Source organism: Geodermatophilus sp. URMC 63, assembly GCF_053502565.1.
This window is the reverse complement of the sequence record NZ_CP199956.1, coordinates 1,704,367-1,717,056: the sequence shown is the minus strand read 5'-3', so window position 1 is coordinate 1,717,056 and position 12,690 is coordinate 1,704,367. Positions and strand designations below refer to the sequence as shown.

11 protein-coding genes are annotated in these 12,690 nt (G+C 76.2%); 2 read left to right on the top strand and 9 right to left on the bottom strand.

Annotated features, from left to right (window positions below; translation table 11 throughout):
* Window positions 1-167: 167 nt before the first annotated feature.
* On the bottom strand, window positions 168-707 hold the full coding sequence (locus ACWIZO_RS08335; protein ID WP_448642024.1) for a putative immunity protein: 540 nt from the start codon (window positions 705-707) through the stop codon (window positions 168-170).
* Window positions 708-764: 57 nt separating this feature from the next.
* Window positions 765-1,316, bottom strand: a complete 552-nt coding sequence (locus ACWIZO_RS08330; RefSeq protein WP_448642023.1) for a helix-turn-helix domain-containing protein — start codon at window positions 1,314-1,316, stop codon at window positions 765-767.
* Window positions 1,317-1,346: 30 nt separating this feature from the next.
* Between ACWIZO_RS08330 and ACWIZO_RS08325 the strand changes: the two genes are divergently transcribed.
* Window positions 1,347-2,318, top strand: coding sequence for a DMT family transporter (locus ACWIZO_RS08325; RefSeq protein WP_448642022.1), 972 nt, complete (start codon window positions 1,347-1,349; stop codon window positions 2,316-2,318).
* Between the two features lie 15 nt (window positions 2,319-2,333).
* Here ACWIZO_RS08325 and ACWIZO_RS08320 read toward each other — a convergent pair whose 3' ends face one another.
* On the bottom strand, window positions 2,334-2,936 hold the full coding sequence (locus tag ACWIZO_RS08320; protein WP_448642021.1) for a hypothetical protein: 603 nt from the start codon (window positions 2,934-2,936) through the stop codon (window positions 2,334-2,336).
* Between the two features lie 358 nt (window positions 2,937-3,294).
* Between ACWIZO_RS08320 and ACWIZO_RS08315 the strand changes: the two genes are divergently transcribed.
* Entirely contained in the window at window positions 3,295-5,232 is a 1,938-nt protein-coding gene (locus tag ACWIZO_RS08315; RefSeq protein ID WP_448642020.1) for a helicase-related protein, read from the top strand.
* Between the two features lie 10 nt (window positions 5,233-5,242).
* Here the strand turns inward: ACWIZO_RS08315 and ACWIZO_RS08310 are convergent, their stop codons facing one another.
* The 6 genes from ACWIZO_RS08310 to ACWIZO_RS08285 all read right to left on the bottom strand — a co-directional run bounded on the left by ACWIZO_RS08310 (window position 5,243) and on the right by ACWIZO_RS08285 (window position 12,595).
* Complete coding sequence (locus ACWIZO_RS08310; RefSeq protein ID WP_448642019.1) at window positions 5,243-6,316, bottom strand: ABC transporter ATP-binding protein; 1,074 nt, start codon at window positions 6,314-6,316, stop codon at window positions 5,243-5,245.
* Complete coding sequence (locus ACWIZO_RS08305) at window positions 6,313-7,311, bottom strand: ABC transporter ATP-binding protein (RefSeq protein ID WP_448642018.1); 999 nt, start codon at window positions 7,309-7,311, stop codon at window positions 6,313-6,315. The genes ACWIZO_RS08310 and ACWIZO_RS08305 overlap by 4 nt, the downstream gene beginning before the upstream one ends.
* Window positions 7,308-8,258, bottom strand: a complete 951-nt coding sequence (locus ACWIZO_RS08300; protein WP_448642017.1) for an ABC transporter permease — start codon at window positions 8,256-8,258, stop codon at window positions 7,308-7,310. The genes ACWIZO_RS08305 and ACWIZO_RS08300 overlap by 4 nt, the downstream gene beginning before the upstream one ends.
* Window positions 8,255-9,187 carry an ABC transporter permease gene (locus tag ACWIZO_RS08295; protein ID WP_448642926.1) on the bottom strand — a complete coding sequence of 311 codons (933 nt, stop codon included), beginning with the start codon at window positions 9,185-9,187 and terminating at the stop codon, window positions 8,255-8,257. Before ACWIZO_RS08295 ends, ACWIZO_RS08300 begins: the two co-directional genes overlap by 4 nt.
* Before the next feature lie 8 nt (window positions 9,188-9,195).
* Window positions 9,196-10,722 (bottom strand): ABC transporter substrate-binding protein, encoded by a 1,527-nt coding sequence (locus ACWIZO_RS08290; protein ID WP_448642016.1) that lies wholly within the window; start codon window positions 10,720-10,722, stop codon window positions 9,196-9,198.
* Window positions 10,723-10,837: 115 nt separating this feature from the next.
* A complete protein-coding gene (locus tag ACWIZO_RS08285) occupies window positions 10,838-12,595 on the bottom strand; it encodes a glycoside hydrolase family 2 protein (protein WP_448642015.1) in 1,758 nt (585 codons plus the stop codon).
* Window positions 12,596-12,690: the final 95 nt, after the last annotated feature.

Here is a 12,690-nt window from a genome sequence, read left to right as displayed (position 1 = left end):
CCGGCGCGCATGGATCCGCACCCGTGCTCCTCGGTCGTGCCCCCGCCCGTCGCCCGAGGGGTGCACGCCCAGCGCCATGCTACGGACCCCGCGCGGTCACCGGCCGACGCGGCCGGACCCGGAGCGGCGGGCGCCGGCCTCCCCTCCGCCGGACCGCGCTGACGCCGTCAGGAGCGGCCGCGGAGGGCCCGGTCCAGGTGGCGCAGCAGCTTCCCGACGCGCCCGCCGCCCGGCGGTGCGGCGGGGTACCGGCTGAGCACGTCGACGACGGCCGGCGTCGCGTGCCGGCCGGCCCGCTCGACGTGGCGGACGCCGACGTCCGGGTCGTCGCCCGCCAGGAGCTCGGCCGCCCGCGCCGCGTGCGCCGCCGCCCCCAGGACGTGCTTCACCTGGGCGGCGTCGGCCAGCGGGTGCAGGTAGGCCGCCGACGCCGCGACCATCGCGGCCCGCGCCGCGTGGCCCACCGCCGGGTCGCCCGCCTCCCGGGCCGCCCGCTGCGCCGCCCACGCGGTGTCGCGCAGCACCTTGCCGCGTCGGCCCCCTCGGGCGAACGCCTCCGCGGCGTCGACCGCCTCGCGCGGCCGCGGGTCGTCCGGGTGCGCCGCCGCGAAGACCGCCAGCACCTCCCGCGCGCACCGGGCGGCGAAGGCGGCCACCGCACGCAGGTCCTCCGCACTCAGCTCGATCTCGCGGGTCCCGTCGGCCACGGGTGACACCCTCACCCACGACCGGCGCCGCCGGGTGGGCCGGTGCCCGCGGCGGCGTCAGGAGACGACGGTGCGGACGAACCGGGTGACACCGTCGTGCACGTTGACGTAGGCGTAGTCCTGGGCGCTGGAGTAGACGGCGTGGTCGCCGGGCGCGAGCTCGACCGGGCCCTCGTCCCGCTCGATCCGCAGCCTGCCCGCGGTGACGACGACCATCTCGTGCCATCCCGCCGGGTCCGGCTCGGCGTCGTAGCGCTCGCCGGCGCCGAGCACCCAGGACCACAGCTGCGCCTCGCTGCGGGCCGGCGCGCTGCCCAGCAGCACCGCCTCGCTCTCCGGCGCCGATCCGCGCCAGGCCACCGCGCCGATGTCGCGCGTGGACGCCGCGGGCGGGCTGACCAGGTCGACGAAGGTCGCGCCCAGCGCCTCGGCGAGGCGGTCGAGGCCGGAGAGGCTGACGTTGGCCTCGCCGGCCTCGAGGTTGATGATCGTCCGCCGGCTCAGGCCCGACGCCTCGGCCAGCGTCGACTGGCTCAGGCCGGCGGCCTGGCGGAGCCGCCGGAGGTTCTCCCCGACGTGGACGAGCACGTCCCGGCGCGCGGCTTGCACGTGCAGGATCCTACACATAGCGTGTGCAGAATGCTGCACTCCGCCGACCGTTCACCACCTCCTCGTCGCGCGTCGCTGCGGTTGAGCCGGCAGGAGCTCGCGCTGGTGGCCGTCACCGCGGTCTGGGGTGCCACGTTCCTCGTCGTCCACCTCGCCGTGCAGCACAGCGGGCCGCTGCTCTTCGTCGGCGTGCGGTTCCTCACCGCCGGCCTGATCAGCGTGGTCGTGTTCCGCCGGACCCTGGCGGGGCTCACCCGGCGCGAGCTCGCGGCCGGCGCGGCCATCGGCGTGACCATCTTCCTCGGTTACGCCCTGCAGACCGTGGGCCTGCAGACGATCCCCAGCAGCACGTCGGCCTTCCTCACCGCGCTGTACGTCCCGATCGTGCCGCTGCTGCAGTGGGCCGTGTTCCGCCGCCCACCCGCACCGGCGGCCCTGGCCGGGGTGGCACTCGCCTTCGGCGGGCTGGTGCTGCTCGCCGGGCCCGGCGCGACGGGGCTCACGCTCAGCGCCGGGGAGGTCGTGACGCTGGTCAGCACCGTGGCGATCGCCGCGGAGATCGTCCTCATCGGCCGGTTCGCCGGCACGGTCGACCTCGGCCGGGTCACTGTCGTGCAGCTGCTCGTCGGCGGCGGCCTCTCGCTGGCGGCGATGCCCGTGGCCGGCGAGGCGGTCCCGCCGTTCTCGTGGGCGTGGCTGCTGGCCGCCGTCGGGCTCGGGGTCGTGAGCTGCCTCATCCAGGTCACCATGAACTGGGCGCAGCAGTCGGTGTCCCCGACCCGGGCGACGGTGATCTACGCCGGCGAGCCGGTGTGGGGCGGGATCGTCGGCCGCCTGGCCGGTGACCGGTTGCCCGGTCTCGCGGTCGCCGGTGCCGCGCTCGTCGTCGCGGGCGTGCTCGTCAGCGAGCTGAAGCCCCGCCCTCGGGAGCGGCGCGGGAGGTGGCGCGGCGACCGGCCGGCGCCCGGCACCGCCGCCCGGCCCGTGGGCGAGCCCTCCTGACGGCTCTCGCCCGGGTCAGTCGGCCCGGCGGACCACGTGGGCGCCGCCGAGCGGGTCGACGGCGAAGCCGCGGACGGCGAGGACGTCGGCCAGGGTCTGGTTCATCGCCTGCTGCACCAGCGCGTGGGCGATGTCGCCGTGGACCTGCTCGACGCCCATCCGGTCGTGCTGCAGCCAGCTGACGACGATGCCGCCGAGCACGGGCTCGGGGAGCAGGCAGGCCCCGCCGGTGCCGGCGGCGTCGTGCAGGCCCAGCCCGGCCTCGCAGAGGGCCGCGGTCACCTCGACGACGAGGGTGCCCAGGTCGGCGTCGTCGTCGGACAGGACGGCGTCCCACTCCTCGGGCAGCCGGTCGAGCTGCTCACCGAGGTGCGCCAGCCACGCCCCGTCCTGCGGCGACGGCCGCCGGGTGACGACGCCGTCCGCGCGGCGGGCCCCGTGCACCAGCCGGGCCCCCTCCTCGTGCGCGCCGGCCGCCCAGCCGGCCTCGGCCCGGTCGGCGAACGGCCCGGCGACGACCCGCTCCGGGGCGCCCTCACCGCCGGCGACGAGCCACCAGCCCTGCCGGACACCGCCGACGAGCACCTCACCACCGGACCGCGCGCTGACGCCGCTCACCATGACCACCCCCGAGATCGCACCGGCCGGCGGGGAAGTCGCCGGCCCTGCCTCCGTCGGGTTCCCGTCCGCAGGCAGTGACGAAACGGTAGGGCCGCGTGTCCCGCCGGACGCCCGGCCGGGACGGGCCGGGACGCCTGCGTGCACGGATCGTTGCCGGAGCACCGATCGGAGCCGGTGACCCGCCGTCCGGACCCGCCACTTGTCGACCGTCCCGGCCCCGGCCGAGCGTGGCCGGGCACCGGACCGGGGCGGTGACCCCGTCGCGGCGACGACGCGACCGGCGTGTCGCCGGGAGTCCACCCACTGGCCGCACGGGCCCGGCGGCCGGACGGCGGGCATGATCCGGGCCCGGCCGGTGTTGGGTCCGGTGGTCCGCGGGTTCCTCGTGTCGACCTCACCGCCCGCGCCGACCGAAGGACACCCCCTGCCCGAGACCGTCCCCCCGCAGTCCCCCGCCCGCCGTCGCCGGCGGCTGACCGCCGGCGAACGCCCGGCGACCGGCCCCGACCGCGCCGCCGACCGCGCCGCCGACCGTGCGGCCGCCCGCGAGGAGCGCCGCGCCCAGCAGTCGTGGGTCGAGGGCGCCGCACCCGAGCTGCCGGTCCGCGCCACCCCGCCGGAGCGGGTGGTCTTCCACCTCGGCCCGACCAACTCCGGCAAGACGTACGAGTCGCTGCAGGCGCTGGCCGCCACCGGCTCCGGCGTCTACGCCGCACCGCTGCGCCAGCTCGCGCACGAGGCCTACGCCACCCTTGCCGCGCAGCTGCCCGCCGGCACCGTGGGCCTGTCCACCGGCGAGGAGGAGATCGACCCGCAGGCGCCGGTGGTCTGCTGCACCGTGGAGAAGGCCCCGCTGCGCGGCGAGCTGCTGGTGCTCGACGAGTCGCACTGGGTCGCCGACCCCGAGCGCGGCCACTCCTGGGCGCGGCTGCTGCTCACCGGCGAGTACCGCGAGATGCACCTAGTCTCCGCCGCCGAGGCGCACCCGCTGCTGGCGCCGCTGGTGGCCGACGCCGAGCACGTCGAGGTCGTGCACCACCAGCGGCTGTCGCGGCTCGACGTGCTGCCCGCCCCCGTCCGCCCCACCGGCGTCCGGCCGCAGACGCTCGTCGTCGCCTTCTCCCGCAGGACCGTCTACGCCGTCGCCGCCGAGCTCGACCGGCGCCGGCCCGGCCGGGTCGGCGTCCTCTACGGGGCACTCCCCCCGGCCACCCGGCGCGAGGTCATCGAGCGGTTCGCCACCGGCGAGCTCGACGTCCTGGTGACCACCGACGTCATCGGGCACGGCATCAACGTGCCGGCCCGGACGGTCCTGTTCGCCGAGACGACGAAGTTCGACGGCACCGAGCTGCGCCCGCTGCGCAGCTGGGAGGCCGCCCAGATCGCCGGGCGGGCCGGGCGCTACGGCCTCACCGCGCACGGCACGGTCGGCGTCCTGACCGGCGTCCCGGGCCTCCGGCCGGCCGCCGCGCTCGTGGCCGCCGGCGCCGCCGTGGCCCGCGGCGACCAGGCGAGCGACCTGCCCCGGCGGGCGCCGCGGCTGCGCCCCGAGCTCGAGGACCTCGGCGCCTTCGAGGCGGTCGACCTGCCCGAGGCCCTGGTCCGCTGGCAGGCCTGGGCCCGCGCGGCCACCCGCGACGAGGCGATGACGCCGGACGACGTCACCGGCCTGGTGCTGCGGGTGCAGGCGCTGCTGCCGCTGCTGCGCGGACCGCTCGGCGCCGCCGGCGACCTGCACACCGTCTGGCGGCTGGTCAACCTCGCCATCGACTACAGCCCCCCACGCCGGACCCGCTGGCTGGTGCTGGCCCGGGCCGCGCTGCGGCACGCGGTCGGCCTGCCCGTGCCCCCGGAGCTCGTGCTGCCCGACGTCCCGGTCGGCGGCTCGGTCGAGGCGTACGAGCAGGCCGCCGCGGCCGCCCGCGACGCCCAGACGCTGCTGCGCCAGTTCCCCGGGGTCGCGGGCCTCTCCGGCGACGACGCCGCCTGGGTCGAGGAGGAGTGCGCCGAGGCCATCAGCGAGCTGCTGCCCGACGCCATCGCGATCAGCCGGTCGGCCCGGTGCGCCGAGTGCGGCACCGCGATCGCCCCGTGGTTCAGCACCTGCCGCCCGTGCAGCGCGCCCCGCAGCCACGGCTCCTCCGCCGGCCACCACGGCGGCCGCGACACGGGCCGGGACACGGGCCGGGACACGGGCCGGGACGGCGGCCGGGGTCACGGCCGGGGCAGCCGTCCCGGCTCCCGGTCGGGTTCCCGGCAGGGACGGCGCCCCACCCGCAGCGGCCGCGGCTGACCCGCCCGGCTCAGGGCCGGGCGGCGGGGTCGCCGGCGTCCACCGGCGCGGCGGGCTCCTCCCGCTGCACCGGCGTCCCGACGACGCCGTGCAGGTGGCAGGCGGCCGCGTGGCCCGGCGCGGAGCCCACCGGCTGCAGCGCCGGGTCGACGTCGGGGCAGGGCGCGAAGACGTCGGGGCAGCGGGTGCGGAAGCGGCAGCCGCTCGGCACCCGGGACGGCGAGGGGACGTCGCCGCGCAGGACGATCCGCTGCCGCGAGCGCTCCAGCGCCGGGTGCGGCAGCGGCACCGCCGACAGCAGCGCGCGCGTGTAGGGCATCTGCGGGTCGGCGGCGACGGCGGCGGCCGGCCCGACCTCGACGACCCGCCCGAGGTACATGACCGCGATCCGGTCGGACACGTGCCGCACCGCCGACAGGTCGTGGGAGATGAACAGCAGCGTGAGCCCCAGCTGCCGCTGCAGCCGGCGCAGCAGGTTGAGCACCTGCGCCTGCACGCTGACGTCGAGCGAGGCGATCGCCTCGTCGCAGACCAGGAAGTCCGGCTCGCCGGCCAGCGCGCGGGCGATGCCGACCCGCTGCCGCTGCCCGCCGGAGAACTCGTGCGGGTAGCGGTCGGCCACCGCCGGGTCCAGGCCGACCAGCTCCAGCAGCTCGCGCACCCGGGCGGCCCGCGCCTGCCGGCCGGGGTGCAGGCCGTGCACCTCCAGGGGCTCGCTCACCGTCTGCGCCACGGTGCGCCGCGGGTCGAGCGAGGCGAACGGGTCCTGGAACACCATCCCGGCCCGCCGGCGCAGGTCGCGCAGCTCCCTCCGGGACATCCGGGTGACGTCGGCGCCGCCGAAGGTGACCGTCCCGCCGGTCGGCGGCACCAGCTGCAGCAGCGCGTTGCCCAGCGTGGACTTCCCGCAGCCGGACTCCCCGACCAGCCCCAGCGTCTCGCCGCGGTGCACGTCGAGGTCGACGCCGTCGACGGCGCGCAGCACGCCGGTGGTGCGGCGCAGCAGCCCGCCGGCCCGGATCGGGAAGTGCACCTCCAGCCCGCGGGCCGAGACGAGCACCTCCGGTTCCGACCGCGACGTCACGACGCCTCCCCCTCCGCGCACCACGTGGCCGCCCGGTGCGGCAGCCCGCGCCTGCCGGTGCCGACGACGGCCAGCGGCGGCTGCTCGGTCTCGCAGCGGGCGTCCCCCCGCACCGGGCAGCGGGGCCAGAACACGCAGCCGGCGGGCAGGTCGGTGGGCGGCGGCGGGGTCCCGGGGATGGTCGCCAGGTCCTGGTCGGCGCCGGTGGCCAGGTCGGGCAGCGCGCCGAGCAGGCCGCGGGTGTAGGGGTGCACCGGCCGCTCGAGGACGTCGTCGACCGTGCCGTCCTCCACGCACCGGCCGCCGTACATCACCAGCACCCGGTCGGCGATGCCGGCCACGACGCCGAGGTCGTGGGTGATCCAGATGACGCCGGTGCCGTGCTCGGTCCGCAGCCGCTCGACCAGGTCGAGGATCTGCGCCTGCACGGTGACGTCGAGGGCGGTGGTGGCCTCGTCGGCCACCAGCAGCCCCGGCGAGTTCGACAGCGCGATGGCGATGACCACCCGCTGCCGCATGCCGCCGGAGAGCTCGTGCGGGTAGCGGTCCACCGCCCGCGCGGGGTCGGGCAGCCCCACCTCGCCGAGCAGCTCCACGGCGCGCCGCCGGGCGGCGGCCCTGGACGGCGAGCCGTGCGCGCGCAGGCCCTCGGTGAGCTGCCGGCCCACGGTGAGCACCGGGTTGAGCGAGGTCATCGGGTCCTGGAACACCATGCCGACGCCGGGGCCGCGCACCTGGCGCAGCCGCTCGGGCGCCATGGTCAGCAGGTCCTCGCCGTGCAGCAGCGCCCGGCCGGTCACCGTCGCCGTCCGCGGGGGCAGCAGCCCCACGAGCGCGAGCACCGAGACGCTCTTGCCGCTGCCGGACTCCCCGACGACGGCGACGGTCTCCCCCGCGCCGACGGTGTAGGAGAGCCCGTTGACCACGTGCGCCGTCCCCCGCGGGGTGCGCAGGTCCACCCGCAGGTCCTCGACCTCCAGCACCGGCGCCGTCACCGGCCGCCCCCGGCCATCAGCGTGCGCTGCCGCGGGTCGAGGACGTCGCGCAGCCCGTCGCCGAGCAGGTTGAAGCACAGCACCGTCACCACGATCGCCAGCCCGGGGAAGACCGTGTACCACCACGCCTGGTCGATGAAGCCGCGGCCGTCGGCGAGCATCAGCCCCCACGACGGGCTGGGCCGGCGCGGGCCCAGGCCGAGGAACGACAGCGCCGCCTCGGCCAGCACGGCGAAGGCCAGGCTGATCGAGGTCTGCACGATGATCGGCGGCGCGGCGTTGGGCAGCACGTGCCGGGTGATCAGCCGCCAGTCCGAGGCCCCCACCGACCGCGACGCCCGCACGTAGACCTCCTCGCGGACGCCGAGCACGCTGGCGCGCGTCACCCGGGCGAAGATCGGCACGTAGACGATCCCGATGGCGAGGATCGCGTTGCCCGGCCCGGCGCCGCGGATGGCCACGATGGCGATGGCCAGCAGCACGGCGGGGAAGGCGAACACCATGTCCATGACCCGCATGAGGACGTCGTCGACCCACCGGCCGTAGAAGCCGGCGAGCAGGCCGATCAGCGTGCCGACCACCAGCGCGAACGCGACGGAGGCGAACCCGACCCGCAGCGACGTCGCCGCGCCCAGGACGACCCGGCTGAGCACGTCGCGGCCGAACTCGTCGGTGCCGAACGGGTGCGCCCAGCTCGGCGGCTGCAGCTGCAGCGACGGGTCCTGGTCGTTGGGCCCGTCGGGCGCCAGCGTCTCGTCGAAGACCGCCATCAGCACGATCAGCACGAGGACGACGGCCGAGACCGCGGCGGTGGGGTTGCGGGCCAGCAGGCCCAGCGTCTCCCGCCACCGCGGCCGGGGCGGGACCACGGTGGGCAGCGGCCCGGACGGCGGCTCGGACGGCGGCGGTGCGGCCGGGGTGGCGCCCGGCGTCGGCAGCTGCGTCATCGGCGGGCGATCCTCGGGTCGATGCGGCTGTAGAGCAGGTCCACCAGCAGGTTGATGACCAGGAAGACGAGGGCGAAGAGCAGCACCGCGCCCTGCAACACCGGGAAGTCGCGGTCGCGCACCGCCTGGTAGGCCAGCTGCCCCAGCCCCGGCCAGGAGAAGACGATCTCGACGACGACGACGCCCGAGAGCAGGTAGGCCAGCTGCACGCCGGTTACCGTGACCAGCGGCAGCAGCGCGTTGCGCAGCACGTGCCAGGTGAGCACCTGCCGGGTGGGCACGCCCTTGGCCTGCGCCGTCCGCACGTGGTCGGCGCCCAGCGCCTCGAGCATGCTCGACCGGACGAACCGGGTGATCACCGAGCCGGAGACGACGCCGGTGGCCACCGCGGGCAGCACCAGGCGCTGCAGCCAGCCCAGCGGGTCCTCGGTGATCGGGACGTAGCCGCCCGAGGGCAGCACGCCCAGCGTCCCGGCGAAGACCAGGATCAGCATGATCGACAGCCAGAAGTCCGGCACGGAGATGCCGAACTGGCTGACGACGGTGGCCACCCGGTCGACCAGCGAGCGCGGGTGCAGCGCGGAGAGCATGCCCAGCGGCAGCGCGATGACCAGCGCCACCACCAGCGCGGCGAGCGCCAGGGTCAGCGTGGCCGGCAGCCGCTCGGCGATCAGCGAGGTGACCGTCTCGCCGCTGCGGAAGCTGACCCCCAGGTCACCGGTGACCGCCCGCCCGGCCCAGGTGAGGTACTGCTGCAGCAGCGGCAGGTCCAGCCCGCTGCGCTCCCGCAGGGCGTCGTAGGTCTCCTGGGAGAACCGGGTGCCCAGGGCCAGGCGGACCGGGTCGCCGGGCACCAGGTGGATCAGCGAGAAGACCAGGACGCTCACGCCGGCCAGGACGACGAGGGCCTGGCCGGCCCGCCGGAGCAGGTACCCGGTCAGGGCAGCTGCACCGTCTCGAAGTCGATCGCCGCGTCGGCCCGCACCTGGTAGCCGGTCAGCCCCGGCACCCAGGCCTGCACCTCGTCGGGGTTGTAGAGGTACAGGTAGGAGACGTCGTCGACGATGATCCGCGCCGCCTGGTCGTAGAGGTCCTTGCGCGCGGCCTGGTCGACCTCGGTGGCGGCCCGGGTCAGCAGGTCGTCGACCTGGGGGTTGCTGTACTTCTGGTAGTTGCTGCCCCCGCTGGACAGGTGCTGGTTCTCGTAGAAGTCGGCCGGGTCGATGTTGCCGATCCAGCTGAGCATGAACGCGTCGAAGTCACCCTGGGACTGGCGGTCCAGCCAGGTGGCGAAGTCCTCCTCCTGGATCTCCACCTCGATCCCGATCGGCTCCAGCTGGCTGGCGATGACCTGGGCGGCGGCGACGGTCTCGGGGTACTCGTCGGTGACCATCAGGCCCATCGTGATCGGCGTCTGCACGCCGGCCTGCTCGAGCAGCTGGCGGGCGGCGTCCTGGTCGGGCGTGAACGGCGCGTAGTCGAGGTACCAGGGGCTGCCCTCGGGGATCGCCGTCTCGTTGGTCTGCGCCGCGCCGAAGCGGGCGGCCTGGGTGACCTCGTCGCGGTCGACGGCGGTGGCGATCGCCCGGCGCACGTCGCGGTTGTCGAACGGCGGGACCTGGTAGTTCATCGACATGTAGAAGTACTCGACGCTGGTGACCGAGCCGAGCTCGACCTCCTCGTCGCTCGACAGGTCCTCGACGTTCTGCGGCGGGACGTTGTCGGTCCACTGCACCTCGCCGTTGCGCAGCGCGGTGAGCGCGGAGCTGGCCTCCGGGATGTAGCGGAACTCGACGCCGTCGATGCTGGGGGCGCCGCCCCAGTAGTCCTCGAAGGCGGTCAGCACGGTGCCGTTGGCGTCGGAGCTCTCCAGCCGGAAGGGGCCGGTGCCGTTGGCCTCGGTCTTCAGGTCGAACTCGTCGGCGGCGTTCTCCGACAGGATCGCCATGCCCTTGAACGACCCGATGAGCTCGAGCAGGTTCGGCGTCGGCCGGGTGACGGTGAGGACGACGGTCCGCGGGTCGGGCGCGGTGACGTCGGCGACCGTGGCGAACCGGTAGGCGTTGGCCAGGTCCTCGTCGATGATCCGCCGGTAGCTGTAGACGACGTCGGCGGAGTCGAACCCGCTGCCGTCGTGGAAGGTGACGCCGTCGCGCAGGGTGAACGTCCAGGTCAGGCCGTCGGGGCTGGTCGTCCACGACTCGGCCAGGCTCGGCTGCATCGTGAGGTCCTCGGCGCTGGGGACGACGAGGGTGTCGTAGACGTTCTCCAGCACCTGGAAGCTCGCGTAGGCGTTGGTGACGTGCGGGTCGAACTGGTCGGGCTGGGCGCTGACCGCCGCGACCAGCGTGTTCTCGCCCCCGCCGCCGCCCCCGCCGGTGTCGACGCTCTCGCCGCCCCCACCGCAGGCGGAGAGGAACAGCGCCGCGGCAGCGGCCAGGGGCAGGATCCGGTTGGCGCGCACGGGGACCTCCACAGCTCGGCGGCAGGGTCAGCAGCTTCGTCCGCCCCGACCCTGGCCCGGCCGGACGGGTCCCGCAGGTCGGGGCGGTGATCGTGACGCGCCCGTGACCGGCCCGTCACGCCTCCCCGAGGGTGGCCCGCCGCAGCTGCTCGAGGTCGCACTTGGGCACCCGGTCGGCGGTCAGCAGCCCGTTGACCTCCTGGTAGGTGTCGGTCAGCTGCGTCCAGCACGCCCCGGCCAGCGCGCTGCTCGCGTGCACGGCCGCCCACTGGTCGCGGTAGCGGGCCAGCAGGTCCTCCGGGGAGCAGGCGTCGGCGTATCCCCAGCCCCCGGCCTCCGCCGAGCGCAGCGCCACGCCGCCGAACTCCGAGAGGACGACGGTGCGCCCGGCGATCCCCGCCCGGTCGAGGTCGGTGAGGCGGCCGTCGGGCCGCCGTCCGGTCGCGGCGCGCTCGACGTCCTCGCGGGTGGCGTAGCGGGCGGCGAGCACGGCGGGGTCCTGCACGTAGTCGTGGACGCCGAGGATCCCGCCACCGAGGGCCTCCCAGCCGTCGTTGGCCGAGACCGGTCGGGTGCCGTCGAGCGCGTCCGCGGTCGCCGCGAGGGCCCTGATCAGTCCCCGCTGGCGCCGGTCGGTGGCCGCCTCCTGCACGCCCCACGACTCGTTGAGCGGCACCCACGCGACGACGCTGGGGTGGCCGCGGTGCGCGGCGACCACCTCGGGCCACTCGCGCAGCAGACGGGCGGCCGCCGTCGGTCCCGGGCGGTAGGCCGAGGGCATCTCCGCCCAGACCAGCAGCCCCGCCCGGTCGGCGAGGGCCAGCCAGCGCGGGTCCTCGGTCTTCTGGTGCTTGCGGGCGCCGGTGAACCCGAGCGCGCGGGTGAACTCCAGGTCCCGCCGCAGCGCCGCGACGTCGGGCGGGGTGGCGCCGGTGGCCGGCCAGTACCCCTGGTCGAGGACCAGCCGCTGCGGCACCGGGTGGCCGTTGACCAGCAGGTGCCCGTCCTCGGCGGCCACCGAGCGCAGCGCCGTGTAGCTGGCCACCTCGTCGAGCACCTCGCCGCCGTCGGTCACCAGCGCCAGCTCGGCGTCGAGGAGGACCGGGCGGTGCGGCTCCCAGGTCAGGTGCCAGCGGTCGTCGGTGCCGCCCTCCCCCACCTGCAGGGTCCGCTCCACCACGGCGCCGTCGACCCGCACGACGTCGTCGGCCAGCAGCCGGTCACCGGCCCGCAGCCGCAGGTGCAGCCGGGCGCCGCGGACCGGCACCGAGAGCTCCACGCGGACGTCGACGCGCAGCGTGTGCGGATCGCCGCGCCACACGACGTCGGCGACGTGCGCGCGCGCCACCTGCTCGAGCCACGGCGTGCGCCAGATGCCGGTGGTGCGCGGGTAGAAGATCTCGTGTGGCTCGTCCCGCCAGTCCTGCTTGCCGCGCGGCGCCTCGAGGTCGCGCGGGTCGTCGTCGGCCCGGACGACGAGGTCCGCGCCGCCCTCGCCCAGGTGCTCGGTGACGTCGACGCGGAAAGGGGTGTAGCCGCCCTCGTGGGAGGCGACGTGCGCGCCGCCGACCCAGACGTCGCAGACGCGGTCCACCGCGGAGAAGTTCAGCACGGTGCGGCGGTCGCCGGCGCGGCCCGGCAGCGGGCGGCGGTACCAGGCGCGGTGCAGCGGGCCGGTCGAGTGCACACCGCTCGCCGGGGTCTCCGGTGCGTAGGGGACCCGGATGCGGCGGTCGAAGGCGACGCTGCCGACCGTGGCGGCCAGGTCGGGGTCGGCGGCGAACTGCCACTCCCCCTCCAGCGACGTCCAGGGCCGGCGCAGCAGCGGGCGGGGGTGGGCGGTCGGGTCCATCGGGTCGTCGCGGTGGTCCACGTCCCCACCTCACCGGAGACGGGGACCCCCTGCACTCCCGGGGACGACGCGCGGGGCCCGCCCGGGCAGGGGACCCCCTGTCCTGCCGGACGGCC